Here is a 19478-nt window from a genome sequence, read left to right as displayed (position 1 = left end):
ATTGGCCTTGGGCCCCGCACGAGGGGGCGCCCTACCGTCGGAGCATGCGAATCCGAATCGTCGACGCCTTCTCCGACCGGCCCTTCGGCGGCAACCCCGCCGGCGTCCTGCTCCTCGACGGCGGGTTCCCGCCGGACGAGTGGCTCCAGCAGGTGGCCGCCGAGGTCAACCTGTCCGAGACCGCCTTCGCCCACCCGCTGCCGGCCGGCGGAGACGCGGACTGGGCCCTGCGGTGGTTCACCCCGGCCGCCGAGGTCGACATGTGCGGCCACGCCACCCTTGCCACCGCGCACGTACTGAACCAGCACAGCCTGGCGACGACCGGACGGCCCGCCGGACCGGTCCGGTTCACCGCCCGCTGCGGGATCCTGACCGCCGAGGCGGCCGAGGACGGCGGCATCACCATGGACTTCCCCACGTCCTCGCTGACCCCCTGGGAGCCGCCCGCCGAGATCGCGCGGGCCCTGGGCGGAGTGGAGATCCTCACGGCCCACGACACGGCCGAGCACATCGGCGACCTGCTCATCGAGCTGGCCGACGAGAAGACCGTCCGCGAGCTGCGCCCCGACTTCGCGGGACTGCGGGCCTTCGCCCGGCGCGGAGTGATCGTGACCGCTCCCGCCGAGGACCCGGCGCGCGGCTACGACTTCGTCTCCCGCGGCTTCTTCCCGCTCGTCGGAATCGACGAAGACCCCGTCACCGGCAGCGCCCACACCGCGCTGGCCCCGTTCTGGGCGGCCCGCCTGGGCCGCACCGAGCTGACCGGCCTGCAGGGCGGGGCCCGCACGGGCCTGGTCAAGGTCACCCTCGCCGGCGACCGCACCCTGCTCACCGGCCGGGCCGTCACCGTCATCGACGGCGAACTGCTCACCGCCCCCTGAGGGCCGGTCCGGAGGGGGTGGGCATCAAAAGGCGGACAATCAAGCGGTGTCATCAAGCGGTGTCGTCAGGTGTCATCAAGGGGTGGGCAGCCAGCCCACCTTGCCGGCCAGCAGCGCGTACCCGCCGAAGGCCACGATGTCGAGCAGCGCATGCGCGACCACCAACGGCCCGACCCGGCCCCACCGGCGGTACAGCAGGACGAAGACGACGCCCATCACCACATTGCCGATGAACCCGCCGATGCCCTGGTAGAGGTGGTACGAGCCGCGCAGCAGCGAGCTGGCCAGCAGCGCGGCCATCGGCGACCAGCCCAGCTGGTCGAGCCGGCGCAGCAGGTAGGCCAGCACGATGACCTCCTCCACCACCGAGTTCTGCACGGCGGAGAGGATGAGTACGGGGAACTTCCACCACACGTCGGGCAGCGCCTCCGGCACCACCGTCAGGTTGAATCCGGCGGCGCGGGCCCCCAGGTAGAAGGCCAGCCCGGCACTGCCGATGCCGGCCGCGACGAGCGCGCCCCGGCCCAGGTCCGGCCGGAGCCGGGTGCGGTCGAAACCGAGCGCCCGCACGCCGCCGGCCCCCTCCCGGGTCAGCAGGTGCGCCACCAGCAGGACGGGCACCAGGGCGGTGCCGATGCCGAAGAGCTGCCAGGCCAGGTCCAGCCAGGGCCGGCCGGGAGCGTACGAGCCGTTCAGCGTGGCGGCCTGGTCCTTCAGGCCGCCCGGCTCGGTGAGCGAACCGATGAAGCTGATCAGGGACGAGACCCCGCTCGCCCCCAGCGACAGCGCGAGCACGAGCAGCGTCTCGGTGCGCAGCAGGCTCCGCCGCCCGCCCTCGCGCAGATCCTCCAGCACCGGTTCCGCCCGCACGCCCGACTCCGTCCTGCCATCCCGTTCCGACCTCCCCATACTGCCTGCCCGGCAGCGGAAGGGGAGGCCGGGACGGGATCCGGGGGCGGGAGGAGGTCAGGAGAGCTCGGGCAGCCCCACCGGCCAGGTGTGCACCGGATCCCCCTTGTGCATCAGCTCGCTGTACCGCCGGGTGGTCGCCGCCAGCGCCGCCTCCCGCTCCAGCCCGCCCTCCAGCCCCCGGTGGTAGGTGTCCACCTGCCAGGTCGCCCCGTTGACCCGCCGCCGGCAGCGCTCCTCGATGATGCCGAGGTAGTGGTCCCGGTCGGCCGGTTCGATCCCCCAGGCGTCCAGCCCGGCGGCCGCCAACGGCAGCAGCTCGTCCAGGACCAGGCGGACGGCCGGCACGCTCGCCAGCCCGCCCGACCGCCCCCGGCGCGGCCAGCGCACCCGGGCGTCGATCCCGTACCGGCAGGCCGCGTCGAAGTTGGCCTCGGCCTCGGCGAACGGCAGCCTGCCCCACACCGGGCTCTTCTCGTCGGCGAGGGTGCGCACCAGCCCGTAGTAGAAGGCGGCGTTGGCGACCACGTCGGTGACGGTCGGCCCGGCCGGCAGGACCCGGTTCTCCACCCGCAGGTGCGGCATCCCGTCGGCCACCCCGTACACCGGCCGGTTCCACCGGTACACGGTGCCGTTGTGCAGGACCAGTTCCTGCAGGCCGGGCACCCCGCCCTCGGCCAGCACCCGCAGGGGCTCCTCCTCGTCGCAGATCGGCAGCAGGGAGGGGAAGAAGCGGACGTTCTCGGCGAACAGCTCGTACGCCGAGTCCACCCAGCGCTCGCCGAACCAGGTCCGCGGCCGCACCCCCTGCGCCTGGAGCTCGGGCGGGCGGGTGTCGGTGGCCTGCTGGAACAGCGGCGGCCGCGACTCCCGCCACAGCTCCCTGCCGAACAGGAACGGCGAGTTGGCGCCGACCGCGATCTGCACCGCCGCCACGCACTGCGCCGCGTTCCACACATCGGCGAACCGGGCCGGAGTGACCTGCAGATGAAGCTGTACGGAGGTGCAGGCCGCCTCCGGAACGATCGACCCGGCGGTCCAGCTGACCCGCTCCACCCCGTCGATGTCCAGGTGGAAGTCCTCCCCGCGCAGCATCAGGATCTGCTCGTTGAGCAGCGAATACCGGTCCACCGCGGAGAGGTTCGCGGTGACCAGGTCCTGCTGCGAGATGGTGGGCAGAATGCCGATCATGACGACTCCGGCATCGACCTCGGCGGCCTGCCGGTGGGCATAGCCGAGACCGGCGCTGAGTTCCTCGGCGAGCTGGTCGAATACCCGGCCGTCGAGGCGGTGCGGGAGTATGTTGACCTCCAGGTTGAACATTCCGAGTTCGGTCTGGAAATCGGGGCTCGCTATGCGCTCCAGAACCTGTGCGTTCACCATTCTCGGCAGTCCGTCGGCACCCGCGAGATTCAATTCGATCTCAAGCCCCATGAGATTCTTGGGCCGATCGAACCTCTTCTCCGCCAGAAGCCGCTCCAGCCCCTCCAGGCACTCGTGAAGCTTCCTCCGATACCGTTGCCGATCGGACAGGTCGAATCCGCCTGCCACGACCTTCTCCCCCATCGAAGCGTCCCTCCTGGAGTGGGCCCCACCCGGCCACCCGGGCGCGCGCGTTACGGTCGATGATGCCCCAGCCGCGTGATCTATAACTCCGAGGGGGCGTGCGTGGCGGGGAGCGTGCGCCGGTTTGGCCGACACAGCGCGTTGGCACATTCACTCGGCACATGGCCGGACGCCATTTACCCGTCGACTTGCCGAAGTTCCGATCGCACGCATTACCGACGCTTTCCAGCCGAGCCCTCGTCAGGTAACCTCCGAGGTCAGCGCGAAACTCTTGCGCACCCCCCGGCATGAAATCCATGACAGTGGGACCGGTAAGCGCCTTGTCGGCAATAGACGGGACAGCTAGCCGAAACACTGTGTGAACACGTGTCGTATAAACTCGCAAACGAGGCAGAGAGTTGGCGCGCGGCCATTGCCCCACAGCCCCCCTCTGGCCCCAGAATGCGACTGCGCCCTCCGCACACCCCTGCCCCCGCTCCACCGGTCTCCCAAGTGAGAGGCGACCCACCATGCCGCTGCATGTCCCTCCGGCTCCCGCGCCCGCCCTGCGCAGCGTCCTCGCGGCACTCGGCTCCCCCACCGCCGTGCATGAGAGGCACACTCCCACCCTGCGCGCCCACCAGGGGCCGCTGACCGCCGAACTCCCGCTTCCCGTCCACGTCCTGGACCGGGTCATCGCCGGAGGACGGCCACCGCGCACCCGCCTCACCGCATGGCGCTTCCTGATCCGCGGCGGGGACCGGTTCGTGGCGGCGGCGGACACCCGGCTGACCGCGGACGGCTGGACGTTCTCCCATTTCTTCGAGGGCCCGTACGTGGCCGCCACCGAGCGGGCGCTGCGACAGGCTGAATCCCTCGGCACGAGCTACCAGCCCCGGCTGCTGTCCGTACCGGAGCTGTACATGCTGACGCTGTGGCTGCACGGGGCGGTCGGCGCGGATCCCGCCGCCGGCCTGCCCGCTGCCGCGGACCTGCTGGTACCGCTGGCCCCGGCCCCGCCGGGCATCGCCGCGTACCGCCCGCACCCGGTCTCCGAGCTGCTCCCGGTGATGACCCACCGGCTGACCCCGCCCGCCCTGGCGGGTGAGGCGGCCGCCTGAGCGCACCGCCGGTCCGGTGTCGATGACATGGTTGACCCATCTGGCCTAGTCCCTCCGGGCCAGATCCGAACCATCCGAAATGACAGGGGAGTTGGCCTGAACCGCCCGCACGAGTGATGCGTCATCAATCTATGAGGACAGCTGCCGGAAATCCCTGCGGAGCCAAGGCCGTAGGGCAACACTGGGACCCTGACCACACCGATTGATACGGGGGGCGGCCATGAACAACGCATCGAGCCGCAGCACACAGACCACACCGCAGCGAAAGAACGCATCCATGTGCCAGCACCAGCCTGCCTGCCCATCAGCCGACTCCGCCGACCGGGAGGCAGCGCACCCTGTGGCGAACCATCCGGAACAGGGTTGGAGCCTGCTGTGCAACGGCGTCCTGCTCTTCGAGGACACCGGTGAGCTGCTGCCGAACGGCCAGATCATCGCACCGCACCGCCCGCTCGCGGCGGCGCACGTGGTGAAGGCGGCCTGACCGACGGCCGAACGGCCGAGGGGCCGGCCCGGGATTCCTCCCGGACCGGCCCCTCGGCCTCTTCAGCGTGATCAGTTGTCGTACTCGTCCACCGGCGGGCAGGAGCAGACCAGGTTCCGGTCGCCGAAGGCGCCGTCGATGCGGCGCACCGGCGGCCAGTACTTCTCGGCCGCCACGACTCCGCCGGGGAACACGGCCTCGTCGCGGGTGTACGGGTGGTTCCACTCGCCGCCCAGCGCGGCCGCCGTGTGCGGGGCGTTGGAGAGCGGGTTGTCACCGGCCGGCCAGTCACCGGAGGTGACCTTGTCGATCTCGGCGCGGATGGCGATCATCGCGTCGCAGAATCGGTCGATCTCGGTGAGGTCCTCGGACTCGGTCGGCTCGATCATCAGCGTGCCGGCCACCGGGAAGGACATGGTCGGGGCGTGGAAGCCGTAGTCGATCAGGCGCTTGGCGATGTCGTCCACGGAGACGCCGGTCTCCTTCGACAGCGGGCGCAGGTCGATGATGCACTCGTGCGCGACCAGCCCGGCGGGGCCGGTGTAGAGCACCGGGTAGTGCGGCTCGAGGCGCTTGGCGATGTAGTTGGCGCCGAGCACCGCGACCTGGGTGGCCCGCTTGAGGCCTTCGCCGCCCATCAGGCGTACGTACGACCAGGAGATCGGCAGGATGCCCGCCGAGCCCCAGGGCGCGGCCGAGATCGGGCCGACGCCCGTCTCCGGGCCGGCGGTCGGCTGCAGCGGGTGGTTCGGCAGGTACGGCGCCAGGTGCGCGCGGACACCGACCGGGCCGACGCCCGGGCCGCCGCCGCCGTGCGGGATGCAGAAGGTCTTGTGCAGGTTCAGGTGCGAGACGTCGCCGCCGAAGTGGCCCGGCTTGGCGAGGCCGACGAGCGCGTTCAGGTTGGCGCCGTCGACGTAGACCTGGCCGCCGGCGTCGTGCACCTGGGCGCAGATGTCGGCGACGTGCTCCTCGAACACACCGTGCGTGGACGGGTAGGTGATCATCAGCACGGCGAGCTCGTCGCGGTACTGCTCGATCTTGGCGCGCAGGTCCTCGGCGTCGACCTCGCCGTCGTCGGCGGTCTTGATGACGACGACCTTCATGCCGGCCATGACGGCGCTGGCGGCGTTGGTGCCGTGCGCGGAGGACGGGATCAGGCAGATGGTGCGCTGCTCGTCACCGTTGGCCCGGTGGTAGGCGCGGACGGCCAGCAGGCCGGCCAGCTCGCCCTGCGAACCGGCGTTCGGCTGGATGGAGACCTTGTCGTAGCCGGTGACCTCGCAGAGACGTTCCTCCAGCTCGGTGATGAGCGTGGCGTAGCCCTGGGCCTGGTCCATCGGCGCGAACGGGTGCAGCTGGCCGAACTCGGGCCAGGTCACCGGCTCCATCTCGGTGGTCGCGTTGAGCTTCATGGTGCAGGAGCCCAGCGGGATCATGCCGCGGTCCAGCGCGTAGTCCTTGTCGGACAGCTTGCGCAGGTAGCGCAGCATCGCCGTCTCGGAACGGTGCTGGTGGAAGACCGGGTGGGTGAGGTACGCGTCGGAGCGCAGCAGGCCCTCGGGCAGGGTCTCGGCGGCGGTCCCGTCCAGGGCCTCGATGTCGGCGGTGACGCCGAAGGCGGCCCAGACGGCCTCGAGGTCGGCGCGCAGGGTGGTCTCGTCGCAGGCGACGGAGACGTGGTCGGCGTCGGCCTGGTACAGGTTGACCCCGCCCTCGCGGGCCGCGGCCACGACCTCGGCGGCGCGGCCCGGGACGCGGGCGGTGATCGTGTCGAAGTAGGCGCCGTGCACGATCTCGACACCGCCGGCCTTCAGGCCCTCGGCGAGCAGGGTGGCGTACCGGTGGGTGCGGCGGGCGATCGTCTTCAGGCCCTCGGGGCCGTGGTAGACGGCGTACATGCCGGCCATGACGGCGAGCAGCACCTGCGCGGTACAGATGTTGCTGGTGGCCTTCTCGCGGCGGATGTGCTGCTCGCGGGTCTGCAGGGCCAGGCGGTAGGCCTTGTTGCCGTCGGCGTCGACGGACACGCCGACCAGGCGGCCGGGCAGCGAGCGGGCGTGCTTCTCCTGGACGGCCATGTAGCCGGCGTGCGGGCCGCCGAAGCCCATGGGGACGCCGAAGCGCTGGGTGGTGCCCACCGCGATGTCGGCGCCGAGCTCGCCCGGGGAGGTCAGCAGGGTGAGGGCCAGCAGGTCGGCGGCGACGGTGACGATCGCGCCGATCCCGTGGGCCTGGTCGATGACCGGCTTGATGTCCCGCACGGCACCGGAGGCGCCGGGGTACTGGAGCATCACGCCGAAGACGCCGCGCTCGGCGATCTCGGCGGGGATGCCCTCGGACAGGTCGGTGACGACGACCTCGATGCCGAGGGGCTCGGCGCGGGTCTCGATGACGGCGATGGTCTGGGGCAGCGCATCGGCGTCGACGAGGAAGACCCCGCCCTTGACCTTGCCGACGCGGCGGGCCAGCGTCATCGCCTCGGCGGCCGCGGTGCCCTCGTCGAGCAGCGAGGCGCCGGAGGTGGGCAGACCGGTGAGCTCGGCGACCACGGTCTGGAAGTTCAGCAGCGCCTCCAGCCGGCCCTGCGAGATCTCCGGCTGGTAGGGCGTGTACGCCGTGTACCAGGCCGGGTTCTCCATCACGTTCCGGAGGATGACCGGCGGGGTGAAGGTCCCGTAGTAGCCGAGACCGATCATGGAGGAGAGGACCTGGTTGCGGTCGGCGAGGGAGCGGAGCTCGGCCAGCACTTCGGCCTCGGTCCGGGCCTCCGGCAGGTTCAGGGCTGCGGCGCTCTTGATCACATCCGGTACCGCGGCGGCCGTCAGCTCGTCGAGGGAGCCGTAGCCGACCTGGGCGAGCATCTTCGCCTGCGCCTCGGCATCGGGACCGATGTGGCGCTGCTCGAAGGGGATGCCACGCTCCAGCTGGGAGAGCGGAATGCGGTTGGCAGTCATGTTACGGAGGCCTCCTGGTCTGCACGACCTGTGAGGGCACCACGAGGCGGGCGCCCGGACGGCCTCCCCCTCTGTCATCTCAACCTGAGAGCTTCGCCGTCTCCTGGGGGTCTCCCGTGGAGGATCGACTTTCACCGTCGGTGAGGGAGAGTGCCGGCACTGCGGATCCGACGCCCAGCCCTGCTTTCCAGAGTGGCCTCGTCCGTGCGGTACGTGTGCCTGAGAGATTCCGGGGAGGATTTGCTCCTTCGGCGCCTCCGTCGTACTCACTCGGAGGACTCTCCCGCACAGGGTCAACAGCCGTCACCCAGCCTACCAGCGCAGTTCCGGGGCCTTCCGGCCCTCCCTCGAGTGGCCCCCTCTCCCGATATGCACTTTCGTTGTGCTTACGGAGGAGTTGCGACCATTTGGAGGGACCGTGCAGACCGACATCGATCCGCGCAGCCTGATCGGCCGCAAGGCGTTCGACCGCAATGGCGTCAAGATCGGCACCGTCGACGAGGTCTATCTCGACGACGCCACGGGCGTCCCGGAATGGGCGGCGGTGCGTACGGGTCTGTTCAGCCGGGACGCGTTCGTGCCGCTGGAGCCCAGTGAGCTGGTGAACGAGACCCTGCGAGTGCCCTTCGAGCGCTCTTTGATCAAGGACGCCCCGGACTTCGGAGTGGGCCGTCACCTCTCCCCCGAACAGGAGCTCCAGCTCTATCACCACTACGGTCTGGACGTCGCCCTGCCGAGCGACTTCCAACGCGACTTCGGCCGCCTGGCCGGCGAGGAGGGCCAGCCGCGCTAGGACCTCCCCCGGTCCGCGCCCTGTGTCAGGTCCTGTGTCAGGTCCGGACCACCACCTGAACCCGGCCCGAAACCGGCCCCCGGATCATGCTCCGGGCCGGGGCCCGGGCGCGCCCTCAGGGCCCGGCTCGGGCTCGGGCTCCAGGTCCGGCTTCGGCTCGGGCTCCAGGTCCGGCCCGGGCTCCCGGTGCGGCTCGGGCCCCCTGCTCGGGTCCCGGCCCGGGCTTCAGGTCCGGCCTGAACTTCAGGTCCGGTCGGGCTCCGGCTCCAGGTCGGGGCCGGGCTCCGGTTCCCGGTCTGGGCCGGGCTCCGGCTCCGGCCCGGGCTCCAGGTGCGGCTCGGACCCCGGTTCCGGCGGCTCCGGCATGGGCTCCGGGGCCGGCTTTCGCAGGGGGAGCGGTTCCGCCGGCTCCAGTTCCGGGTCTCCGATCAGGAAGGTCCGTACCCGGCCGGGCGGCGACCACGGCTGCTCGAACCGCACGGTCACCCGGCCCACCCCGCTGCCCTGCACCCAGCCCGGCCCGTAGAGGGCGTGCCGTACGTCGCTCCCGGCCGCCCAGCGCCGCTCCGGGAGGGCGGTGGGCTCCTGGACCGGTGGAGCCTCCGCAGCCGCCTCAGCGGCCCCGGGCGCCCCGTCCGGCTCAGCGGCCAGCGTCTGCGCGAAGAGGTCCTCCTGCGTGTAGTCCGCCAGCCCGGAGACCCCCACGCCCAGCAGCCGCACCCCGCCCGTGGTGTCCACGCCCTCCAGCAGCCGGCCGGCCGCCTCCCGGACCACCGACGGATCGTCCGTCGGCCCGCGAAGCGTCTCGGACCGGGTCAGCGTCGAGAAGTCGTACCGCCGCACCTTCAGCACGATGGTCCGCCCGGAGTGCCCCGACGCCCGCAACCGCTCCACGCACCGGTCCGCCAGGCGCTGGACCTCGTACCGGATCCGGACCCGGTCGTGCAGGTCCACGTCGAAGGTGTCCTCGACCGAGACGGACTTGGCGTCGCGCTCGGCGACGACCGCCCGGTCGTCCTGCCCCAGCGCCATCCGGTACAGGGCGACCCCGTGCGAACGCCCCAGCATCCGCACCAGCTCGTCCTCGCCGGCCTCGGCCAGCTCCCCCACCGTGGTGATCCCGGCCCTGCGCAGGTGCTCCCCGGTCGCCGGCCCCACCCCGGGCAGCGTCCGTACCGGCATCGGCGCCAGCAGCGCCCGCTCCGTACCCGGCTCGATGAGCAGCAGCCCGTCCGGCTTGGCCTCTTCCGAGGCCACCTTGGCCAGCATCTTCGACCCGGCCAGCCCCACCGAGCCGCTGAGCCCGGTGACCGCCAGGATGTCGGCACGCAGCCGCTCGCCGGCCGCCCGCGCCGAGGCCGAATCGAAGGCCGTCGCACCCGCCTCCAGGTCCACGAAGGCCTCGTCGAGGCTGAGCGGCTCGACCAGCGGGGAGAGCTCGCGCAGCAGGGCCATCACCTGGTCGCTCACCGCCCGGTACAGGGTGAAGCGGGGGACGACGTACGCGCCGTTCGGGCAGAGCCGCCGCGCCTGCGCCATCGGCATCGCCGAATGCACCCCGAAACGCCGCGCCTCGTACGACGCGGTCGCCACCACCCCCCGCGGCCCCAGCCCGCCCACGATGACCGGCTTCCCACGCAGACTGGGCTTCGCCGCCTGCTCGGCAGAGGCGTAGAAGGCATCCATGTCGAGATGCAGAATCGTCGGCGCGGCTCTCACACGCCGATCCTCCCTCACCCCACTGACAGCGGACCCAGCCCCGCCGGCGTTTTGAGGCGCCGGCGCCGCACGGCCCCATCGGCAGCGGCAAATCCAGCCCCGCCGGCGTCTGAGGCGCGGGGGTCCGGGGGCCGGCCCCCGGCAACGGCGCCGCACGGCCCATCGGCAGCGGCAAAACCAGCCCCGCCGGCGTTTGAGGCGCGGGGGTCCGGGGGCCGGCCCCCGGCAACGGCGCCGCACCCGACCACCGGCCGCACCACAGCGGGGTGCCGGCTACGGCAGGCCGAAGCAGGCCGGAACGGAATGGCGGAATCGGCAGGCGGGCCAGGCGGGCTCAGACAGCCCGGTTGCGCCGAGCCGCCAGCTCATCCGCCGGATTGTGCCCCACCAACGTCTCCCCCGTATCGACCCGCTCCCCGTGCAGCTGCGACAACGCGTTCTCCACGTCCCGCCACACCACCCCCACCGCGATGCCGAAGATCCCCTGCCCACCCTGGAGCAGGTCCACGACCTGGTCGGGCGAGGTGCACTCGTACACGGTGGCGCCGTCGCTCATCAGGGTCATGCGGTCCAGGTCGGCGAATCCCCGGTCCCGCAGGTGCTGGACGGCGGTGCGGATGTTCTGCAGCGCCACCCCGGTGTCCAGGAAACGCTTGACGATCTTCAGGACGACGACGTCCCGGAAGCTGTACAGCCGCTGGGTGCCGGATCCGTAGGCGGGGCGCACGCTCGGCTCCACCAGCCCGGTCCGCGCCCAGTAGTCGAGCTGTCGATAGGTGATCCCGGCCGCGGCGCATGCGGTCGGCCCCCGGTACCCGATCTGCTGGGTCTCCGGCTCGTCCCCACCCCCCGGCGTGCCCGGCGCGGATTCCGGCGACCGGCGCGCGGGGCCCACCGCACTGCCGTGCAGCGGATACGGCCCGCTCTCACTCCGTGCGGGGATGCCCCCGGTCGTACCGTCGCCCGTGACTCTCACGCCGACCCTCCGTCCTTGACCTGCCATGTCGACGGTAGGCAGTCACCAGGGGTGCGTCAACGATCGCCACACTCGGCACGCCGAGTGATAATCACCCTGAGAGTGGTTTCCCGTGCCCCATTGCGGGGAAAGGCTACTCGAATGGGGCGGAACGGCGGTCACTGATTGCCGGTGCCGAAGTCCTCGGGCGAGATCTGGTCGAGGAACTCGCGGAACTTCTCCACCTCGTCCTCCTGCTCGTCCGGGATGGCGATTCCGGCGTCGTCCAGCACCCCGTCACTGCCGTAGATCGGCGTTCCGGTGCGCAGGGCCAGCGCTATCGCGTCCGACGGCCGCGCACTGACCTCCACCCCGCTGGCGAAGACCAGCTCCGCGTAGAACACGCCCTCCCGCAGATCCGTGATCCGGACCTCGGTGAGTTCCTCACCGATCGCCTCCAGCACGTCCTTGAACAGGTCGTGCGTCAGCGGCCGGGCAGGGGCCATGCCCTGCTGGGCAAAGGCAATGGCGGTCGCCTCCCCAGGACCGATCCAGATGGGGAGGTACCGATCGCCTCCCACTTCACGCAGGAGCACGATCGGTTGGTTGGAGGGCATTTCCACCCGGACACCCACAACGTCGAGCTCGTTCACACAGCAACCCTAGGACCTGCCGTGCGGGTTTGGGTAGTCGGGGCCTTCGCCGCTCAGTGCAGACGCACACCGAGGGCGGTCTGTACGAGCGCCTCGTGCAGGCGTACGGACAGCCCTGCGAGCTCCTTCATGGTGGCCTCGGCATGGGCCCTGGTCTGCGGATTGCGGTGCCGGCGCAGCGGTGCCACCACCTGTTCGACCAGCCCGGCCTCACGGTCGGCGGCGGCCTTCATCGCCCGCAGGTGCCGCGGCTCCAGTCCGAAGCGGCCGAGATCGGCCACCAGCCTGGCCACGGTCACGGACTCGGCGTCGAAACCGCCGCCGGGCGCCTCGGCGATCAGCCCGTACGACTCCCATTCGGACAGCTGTACCTCGTCCACCTCGGCGGCGGCGAGCAGCTCGGCCCGGCCGATCCGGGCGGCGGTGGGCCGCTCGGGGCCCTCGGGGGCCGCGTCGGCGTGTGGAGTGGGGGCGGGGATGCGGATCGGCTCCCCCGGCGCCCGCCCGTCGAGCTGCTCGCGGATGACCTTGAGCGGGAGGTAGTGATCGCGCTGCAACCGCAGGATCTGCGCCAGCCGGTCGACGTCCTCGGCGCTGAACTTGCGATATCCGGAAGGTGTGCGCCGGGGCTCGACGAGCCCTTCCGCCTCCAGGAAGCGGATCTTGGAGATGGTGACCTCGGGGAACTCGTCACGCAGCTGGTTGAGCACCGTACCGATGCTCACCAGCCGCCCGGCCGAGCCGGCGGTGCCGTGTCCGGCACCGCCTGTCGGTGTACGCAGCATGGACCTTCCCTGGGGGTCGGGTCCCCCCGGACGGAGTCCGGGGGAGGGTCAGATGCCCCGCTGGCTCGCGTAGAAGACCAGCCGGTACTTGCCGATCTGCACCTCGTCGCCGTTGTTGAGGGCGATGGATTCGATCGGGTTCCGGTTGACGTACGTGCCGTTGAGGCTGCCGACGTCGGCGACGGTGAAGCCGCCGTCCTGGCTCCTGCGGAACTCGACATGCCGCCGGGAGACCGTGACGTCGTCCAGGAAGATGTCGCTCTGCGGGTGGCGGCCGGCCGTGGTCAGCTCGCCGTCCAGCAGGAAGCGGCTGCCCGAGTTCGGGCCGCGCCGCACGATGAGCAGAGCGGAGCCCGGCGGGAGCGCTTCCACCGCGGCCTGGGCCTCGGGGGACAGCGAGGACGACACGTGCTGCTGTCCGGACACCTCGGCCTCGTAGGCCTCGAGGCCCGAGATCGAGATGGTGGACGTGGTCTCCGAGGCACGCTCCGGCGTCAGACCCGCCCGCAGCGGCGCGCCGCAGTTGGAGCAGAATCGGCTGGCCGCGCCAGCGCGGTGCCCACACCTGCTGCAAACCTGCTCGGCCGACATGGACGGCTCCTCGCGCCGCGGCTGCCCCGCGGAGGCATTGGTGGCATACGGGTCGGAGTCAAACCCTCCACCCGCACTTGAGGTTGATGGTTCACCGAAACCTATGCGGCCGGTACCGGGGTCAACAGCCGACGCGCCCTGCGCGCCCGAAATGTCACCCGGGCCGGCAACCTCGTCGCGGAAGAGCGGCCGGTCGCCCTGCCCTTCCACGTCCCCGTGCCCAGCGCGGTGCCTGGCACCGCTTTCCTCGCGGTTCTTCTTGCCGAACAACTTCTCAAACAACTTCACGGGCGATTCCCCTTGACCGAAACAGACCCGCCCGTGGGGCAGGACGAACTCCGAATGCACACACCTGCCGACCCGGACATCCTCACAACGTCCGTAACCACCAGACAGTTTCCACCACGCACCGCGACTTCGGCGCGTCGACCCCCCGCAGGCTTCCGCCCACGTGAGAGGCGCCACCCTCCGCCCCGCCTCATGACGATGACGACCGAGCGTAGTCAGGCTGCTTCACTGCCCGCAAGGCATCCACGACGATCTTGGTCGAGCGTACGACAGTGGCCGTGGCCTGCTCCTTCTCCAGCGTCTGGATGACGCCGCCCGGGATGTTCAGCGCCGGTTCCAGGTCCTGGGGCTTGCCGATGACCTTGAACTCGTAAGGCTGTGTGATCTTCTTACCGTCGACACTCACACCGTCGCTCTCGTCGGAGAAGTACGAGCTCGCCACCACACGCACACCGTTGATCTGGATGGCCTCGGCACCCGCGGCCCGCAGCTCCTGGATGGTGTCCAGCAGCATGTCCGACTCGACCAGGCCCTTGGGGTCGGAGACCTTCAGCGTGATGCCCGGCCCCTGGGCTGCCACCGTACCCGCCAGGATGCCCAGTTGGCGCTCCTTCTCCACGGTCTGCTTGCGCGCCTCCTCGGCCTGGTTGGAGCTGCTCTCCAGCTCCTTGCGCTGGTCCTCCAGCCTCTGCTTCTCGTCCTCCAGGCGCTTGGTGCGCCCATCGAGCTCGTCGAGGATCCGGACCAGGTCCTCCTGCCGGGCCCCGCGCAGCGCGCTGGAGTCGCTGTTGGACCGCACCTGGATGGCCAGCCCCAGCCCCAGGACGAAGAGCAGCAGCGCAACGATCAGTTGGGCCCGGCTGATTCTCGGCGGCCACAGCCCTGCCATCAGCCGCTGCCGCCCGGTCTCCTCGGGCCGCTCCGGCTCGGGCATCGCCTCGGGGGGAGTGTCGTGCGTACTCATCGGCCTGTCCTCACGCCCGGAACACGTGCCGACGGATGGCCGCGGCGTTGGAGAAGATGCGGATGCCGAGGACGACGACCACACCGGTGGACAGCTGCGCGCCGACGCCCAGCTTGTCCCCGAGGAACACGATCAGCGCCGCGACCACCACGTTGGAGAGGAAGGAGACGACGAACACCTTGTCCACGAAGATGCCGTCGAGCATCGCGCGCAGACCGCCGAAGACGGCGTCGAGCGCCGCCACGACGGCGATCGGCAGATAAGGCTCGACGACGGCCGGCACTTCGGGCCGGACCAGCAGTCCGACCACCACTCCGACCACCAGGCCCAGTACCGCGATCACGATGCACCCTTCTTCGGCTCTACTGCTGTGGCTGTCCGTACGGTCAGGCTCGACGCGGCCGGCAACCGCACCTCGTCCTGCGGGGACAGGGTGGAGCGGATGCCGTAGCTCTCCTGCAGCACGTGCAGGTACTGGCCGTCGGCACTGTCCTGGAACGTGGTGCCCAGCCGGTTTTTGTCCCCCACGGCGAGGATCTCGTACGGCGGCACCAAGGGCCGGTTGTCGACCAGTATCGCGTCACCCGCGGCCCTGATGGCGGACAGGGCCGTCAGCCGCTGCCCGTTGATGGCGACGGCCTCGGCTCCGGACTGCCACAGCCCGTTCACGATCCGCTGCATGTCCCGGTCCCGCAGCCGGCCGGTGTCGGAGAACCCGGTGTTCTCCCGCGGTCCGCCGCCGCCCGCCGCGGCACCCTTGGCATCGTCGACGACCAGCTTGATCCCGGGCCCGCGGACCTCCGTAGCCCCGGACAGCAGCGCCACCAGCTGGCCCTGCTCTCCGCCGTGCTGACGCAGCGCTTCCCGCTGGCGTGCGGCGACGTCCGCGCGGAGTTTCTCGATGTCCTTTTCCAGGTCGTTGGCGTGGCCGTCGGCCACCTGGACCCGATCGATGAGCTCCTGCCGCTCCTTGGCGAGCACCGGGGCGCTCAATTGCGCCTCGGCGGCGCCCAGGGTGACGACCATGGCGGCGAGGACGAGTCCGGCCGCGAGCCCCAGCTTCGCCTTGAGCGTGCGCGGCAGGCCGGTCGTACCGTCCGCGGCGCGCCGGGCCGAGGCTTCCGCGTAGCCCTCGTCGAGGCCGTGGTCCATCACGTGCGTCAGCAGCGACATGGACGCGTCCGGACGGGCCGGCGGCGCGGCCGGAGTCCGGTTCTTGGGCGGCTGCGACATGCCGCACATCGTCGCATGGCGGCACCACCACTACCGAATGCGGTCGCCCGGCGGGCCGGGACGGGGCTGTCGCCCGTCCCGGCCCGCCGGGTTCAGGATCCGCTCGGAAACCGGTCCGGGTTCAGTTCCCGGCGCCGTCCACCACGCTCGCCCACTCCTCCAGGAGCTCCTGCGCCGACGCGTCGTCGGGGCCTTCGGCCCACAGGTGGGTGACGGCCTCGGCAGGGTCCGGCAGGACCAGCGCCCAGCGCCCGTCCGCCTCGACCACCCGCACCCCGTCGGTGGTGTCCACCTGCCTGTCTCCGGCCGCTTCCACCACCCGCCGCATGACCAGGCCCTTGACCGCCCACGGCGTCGGCACATCGCGCCGCAGGACGTGCGCACGCGGTATCCGGGCGTCGATCTGGCTCAGGGTGAGCTGGGTGCGCGCCACCAGGCCGAGGAGCCGTACGAAGGCCGCGGAGCCGTCGAAGACGCTGCTGAATTCGGGCACGATGAACCCGCCGCGGCCGTCGCCGCCGAAGATCGTGTTCTCGGCCCGGCCGACCCGGGTCAGATCGTCCGGCGAGGTCGTCGTCCACTCCACCTGGGTGCCGTGGTACGCGGCCACCTGCTCGGCGATCCGGGTCGTGGTGACGGGCAGCGCCACCCGGCCGCTGCGCCGCTCGGCCGCGACCAGGTCCAGCAGCACCAGCAGCGCCCGGTCGTCCTCGATGATCCGCCCGCGCTCGTCGACCAGCGAGATCCGCTCCCCGACGGGGTCGAAGCGGACACCGAAGGCCGCCCGTGCGGAGGCCACGATCTCGCCGAGCCGCACCAGCCGGGTCCGCCGGGTGTCCCCGGTCTCGGTGGGCCGGGACTCGTCGAGGCCCGGGTTGATGGTGAGGGCGTCCACCCCGAGCCGTCCGAGGAGGCTGGGCAGGACCAGGCCGGCGCTGCCGTTGGAGGCGTCGACGACCACCTTGAGGCCGGAATCGGCGATCCCGGTGGTGTCCACCCGCCGCAGCAGCGAGCCCGTGTAGGAGTCGAAGACGCTGGAGGGGAACTGCAGGTCGCCGATCTCTCCGGGGAAGGCACGCCGGTACTCCTGTCGCGCGTACACCCGGTCCAGCTTCCGCTGCTGGGCCTGCGAGAGGTCTGCCCCGCGCTCGTCGAGGAACATGATGTCCACCGAGTCGGGCACACCTGGCGAGGTCCGGATCATGATTCCGCCGGCGCTGCCTCGCGCGGTCTGCTGCCGGGCGACCGGCAGGGGCACGTTCTCCAGGTCCCGCACGTCGATGGCGCTGGCCTGCAGGGCCGAGATCATGGCCCGCTTCAGCGCCCTCGCGCCACGGGAGTGGTCGCGGGCCGTGGTGACGGTCGCACCCTTCTTCAGCGTGGTCGCATACGCGCCGGCCAGCCTGACCGCGAGCTCGGGGGTGATCTCCACGTTGAGGATTCCGGACACGCCGCGCGCTCCGAAGAGGTGCGCCTGCCCGCGGGACTCCCAGATGACGGAGGTGTTGACGAACGCGCCGGCCTCGATGGTCTTGAACGGGTAGACCCGCACGTTCCCCTGGACGATCGATTCCTCACCGACCAGGCACTCGTCACCGATGACGGCGCCGTCCTCGATCCGGGCGGCCCGCATGATGTCGGTGTTCTTGCCGATGACGCAGCCGCGCAGGTTGCTGTGCGGCCCGATGTACACGTTGTCGTGGACGACGGCCTTGTGCAGGAACGCACCGCTCTTGATCACCACGTTCGATCCGATGACCGTGTGCTCGCGGATCTCGACCCCGGCCTCGACCTTGGCGTAGTCACCGATGTAGAGCGGCCCGCGCAGTACCGCTTCCGGGCTCACTTCGGCACCTTCGGCGACCCACACCCCGGGCGAGATCTCGAATCCGTCCATCTCGACCTGGACCTTGCCCTCGAGGACGTCGGCCTGGGCCTTGACGTAACTCTCGTGGGTGCCGACGTCCTCCCAGTAGCCCTCGGCGACGTAGCCGTAGATGGGCCGGCCTTCCTTCATCAGCTGGGGGAAGACATCGCTGGACCAGTCGACCGAGACGTCCGGGTCGACGTAGTTGAAGACCTCGGGCTCCATGACGTAGATGCCGGTGTTGACGGTGTCCGAGAACACCTGCCCCCAGGTCGGCTTCTCCAGGAACCGCTCGACCTTGCCTTCTTCGTCCACGATGGTGATGCCGAACTCCAGTGGATTCGGCACCCGGGTCAGGCACACCGTGACCAGTGCGCCCTTCTCCTTGTGGAAGTTGATGAGATCGGTGAGGTCGAAGTCGGTGAGCGCGTCCCCGGAAATGACGAGGAAGGCATCGTCCTTCAAGGCCGCCTCGGCGTTCTTCACACTGCCGGCGGTGCCGAGTGGCTTCTCCTCGTTGGCGTAGGTGAGCTCCATGCCGAGCTCTTCGCCGTCACCGAAGTAGTTCCGCACCAGGGATGCCAGGAACTGCACGGTGACCACGGTCTCGTTGAGCCCATGCCGCTTGAGCAGCCTGAGTACGTGCTCCATGATCGGCCGGTTGGCCACCGGCAGGAGCGGTTTGGGCATGCTCGAGGTCATGGGGCGAAGACGTGTGCCCTCGCCACCGGCCATCACGACGGCCTTCATGTCGGAAAAATCCTCCTTGGCTCAATCGACGGTGTCCGCCTTAACGAGCCGACGGACCTGAACCACGTAAAGGATTCCTGCCCACCAGTAGAGGGTTGTACCCCATCCAGCGAACGCCCATCCGAAAACAGATGCAAGCCAGGGGAGCCATCCGGAGCCATCGCTGAGGAGAAGCAACGGGAAGGCGTACATGAGGTTGAACGTTGCGGCCTTGCCGAGGAAGTTCACCTGGGGCGGCGGATAGCCGTGCCGACGCAGGATCAACACCATGACCGCGAGCATCAGTTCGCGCGCCAGGAGCGCGGCGGTCACCCACAGCGGCAGGATCTCACGCCAGGTGAGGCCGAACAGCGTGGTCAGGATGTAGAGCCGGTCCGCGGCGGGGTCGAGCAGCCGGCCGAGGCTGCTGATCTGGTTCCACCGCCTTGCGAGCTTTCCATCGAGGTAGTCACTGACGCCGCTCAGCATGAGCACGAGCAGAGCCCAACCGTCGTACTCCGCCAGAATCAGCCAGAGGAAGAGGGGTACGCCAGCGAGCCGAGCCATGCTCAGGATGTTCGGAATGGTGAAAATTCGGTCCGTCTGAACCCGAGTCTCCTGGACCTCCACCCGGGGGCCTCCACAGCAGTTGAACGTGCGAACGATGCCTACTGACCCTACAGGAGAACGGGTGTGCCCTGAACGCAGAAAAGCCCCGCACCATAAGGTGCGGGGCTTTCCCACAATGATTGTTCGGCGGCGTCCTACTCTCCCACAGGGTCCCCCCTGCAGTACCATCGGCGCTGAAAGGCTTAGCTTCCGGGTTCGGAATGTAACCGGGCGTTTCCCTAACGCTATGACCACCGAAACACTATGAAGTTAACCAACCGGGCATAATCACGGTCGTTACTTCAGAACTAACACAGTGGACGCGAGCAACTGAGGACAAGCCCTCGGCCTATTAGTACCAGTCAGCTCCACCCGTTACCGGGCTTCCACATCTG

At 70.2% G+C, this 19478-nt stretch carries 17 protein-coding genes, 1 rRNA gene and 1 riboswitch; of the genes, 4 read left to right on the top strand and 14 right to left on the bottom strand.

What is annotated here, in order from left to right; all coding sequences use genetic code 11:
• Positions 1–44: 44 nt before the first annotated feature.
• Positions 45–881: a PhzF family phenazine biosynthesis protein gene (locus AB0447_RS15460; RefSeq protein ID WP_366477151.1), complete on the top strand. Its 837-nt coding sequence runs from the start codon at positions 45–47 to the stop codon at positions 879–881.
• 75 nt (positions 882–956) lie between these two features.
• Here AB0447_RS15460 and AB0447_RS15455 read toward each other — a convergent pair whose 3' ends face one another.
• A complete protein-coding gene (locus tag AB0447_RS15455; RefSeq protein ID WP_366477150.1) occupies positions 957–1790 on the bottom strand; it encodes a type II CAAX endopeptidase family protein in 834 nt (277 codons plus the stop codon).
• A gap of 57 nt (positions 1791–1847) precedes the next feature.
• A complete protein-coding gene (locus AB0447_RS15450) occupies positions 1848–3356 on the bottom strand; it encodes a glutamate-cysteine ligase family protein (RefSeq protein WP_366477149.1) in 1509 nt (502 codons plus the stop codon).
• 509 nt (positions 3357–3865) lie between these two features.
• On the opposite strand from AB0447_RS15450, the gene AB0447_RS15445 reads away from it, so the two are divergent.
• A complete protein-coding gene (locus tag AB0447_RS15445; RefSeq protein WP_366477148.1) occupies positions 3866–4456 on the top strand; it encodes a hypothetical protein in 591 nt (196 codons plus the stop codon).
• 277 nt (positions 4457–4733) lie between these two features.
• The gene (locus AB0447_RS15440; protein ID WP_366477289.1) at positions 4734–4940 is read left to right on the top strand and encodes a DUF5999 family protein; all 207 of its coding nucleotides are present in this window, start codon (positions 4734–4736) and stop codon (positions 4938–4940) included.
• Between the two features lie 71 nt (positions 4941–5011).
• Here the strand turns inward: AB0447_RS15440 and gcvP are convergent, their stop codons facing one another.
• On the bottom strand, positions 5012–7897 hold the full coding sequence (gene gcvP, locus AB0447_RS15435) for an aminomethyl-transferring glycine dehydrogenase (protein WP_366477147.1): 2886 nt from the start codon (positions 7895–7897) through the stop codon (positions 5012–5014).
• A gap of 197 nt (positions 7898–8094) precedes the next feature.
• A riboswitch (glycine riboswitch) is annotated at positions 8095–8193 on the bottom strand.
• Between the two features lie 122 nt (positions 8194–8315).
• Here gcvP and AB0447_RS15430 point away from each other — a divergent pair.
• Entirely contained in the window at positions 8316–8690 is a 375-nt protein-coding gene (locus tag AB0447_RS15430) for a PRC-barrel domain-containing protein (protein ID WP_366477146.1), read from the top strand.
• A gap of 243 nt (positions 8691–8933) precedes the next feature.
• Here the strand turns inward: AB0447_RS15430 and AB0447_RS15425 are convergent, their stop codons facing one another.
• The 11 genes from AB0447_RS15425 to rrf form a co-directional block, all read right to left on the bottom strand.
• Positions 8934–10409: a DNA polymerase IV gene (locus AB0447_RS15425; RefSeq protein ID WP_366477145.1), complete on the bottom strand. Its 1476-nt coding sequence runs from the start codon at positions 10407–10409 to the stop codon at positions 8934–8936.
• Positions 10410–10743: 334 nt separating this feature from the next.
• The gene (locus tag AB0447_RS15420; protein WP_366477144.1) at positions 10744–11385 is read right to left on the bottom strand and encodes a MerR family transcriptional regulator; all 642 of its coding nucleotides are present in this window, start codon (positions 11383–11385) and stop codon (positions 10744–10746) included.
• Between the two features lie 158 nt (positions 11386–11543).
• A complete protein-coding gene (locus AB0447_RS15415) occupies positions 11544–12017 on the bottom strand; it encodes a bifunctional nuclease family protein (RefSeq protein ID WP_366477143.1) in 474 nt (157 codons plus the stop codon).
• A gap of 53 nt (positions 12018–12070) precedes the next feature.
• On the bottom strand, positions 12071–12802 hold the full coding sequence (locus AB0447_RS15410; protein ID WP_366477142.1) for a MerR family transcriptional regulator: 732 nt from the start codon (positions 12800–12802) through the stop codon (positions 12071–12073).
• Positions 12803–12850: 48 nt separating this feature from the next.
• Positions 12851–13789, bottom strand: coding sequence for an FHA domain-containing protein (locus AB0447_RS15405; RefSeq protein WP_366477287.1), 939 nt, complete (start codon positions 13787–13789; stop codon positions 12851–12853).
• Between the two features lie 82 nt (positions 13790–13871).
• Positions 13872–14645 (bottom strand): DUF881 domain-containing protein, encoded by a 774-nt coding sequence (locus AB0447_RS15400; protein WP_366477141.1) that lies wholly within the window; start codon positions 14643–14645, stop codon positions 13872–13874.
• 10 nt (positions 14646–14655) lie between these two features.
• The gene (locus tag AB0447_RS15395; protein WP_003970459.1) at positions 14656–14988 is read right to left on the bottom strand and encodes a small basic family protein; all 333 of its coding nucleotides are present in this window, start codon (positions 14986–14988) and stop codon (positions 14656–14658) included.
• Positions 14985–15887 (bottom strand): DUF881 domain-containing protein, encoded by a 903-nt coding sequence (locus AB0447_RS15390; RefSeq protein ID WP_366477140.1) that lies wholly within the window; start codon positions 15885–15887, stop codon positions 14985–14987. Before AB0447_RS15390 ends, AB0447_RS15395 begins: the two co-directional genes overlap by 4 nt.
• A 112-nt stretch (positions 15888–15999) precedes the next feature.
• Positions 16000–18495 (bottom strand): mannose-1-phosphate guanyltransferase, encoded by a 2496-nt coding sequence (locus AB0447_RS15385; RefSeq protein WP_366477139.1) that lies wholly within the window; start codon positions 18493–18495, stop codon positions 16000–16002.
• A gap of 21 nt (positions 18496–18516) precedes the next feature.
• The gene (locus AB0447_RS15380; RefSeq protein ID WP_366477138.1) at positions 18517–19104 is read right to left on the bottom strand and encodes a CDP-alcohol phosphatidyltransferase family protein; all 588 of its coding nucleotides are present in this window, start codon (positions 19102–19104) and stop codon (positions 18517–18519) included.
• Between the two features lie 121 nt (positions 19105–19225).
• Positions 19226–19342 (bottom strand): 5S ribosomal RNA (gene rrf, locus AB0447_RS15375).
• Positions 19343–19478 lie beyond the last annotated feature (136 nt).

This window comes from Streptomyces sp. NPDC051211, from assembly GCF_040689505.1.
Classification (GTDB): domain Bacteria; phylum Actinomycetota; class Actinomycetes; order Streptomycetales; family Streptomycetaceae; genus Streptomyces.
Note: the sequence above shows the minus strand (reverse complement) of the source record. Positions and strands in the feature narration are given on the sequence as shown.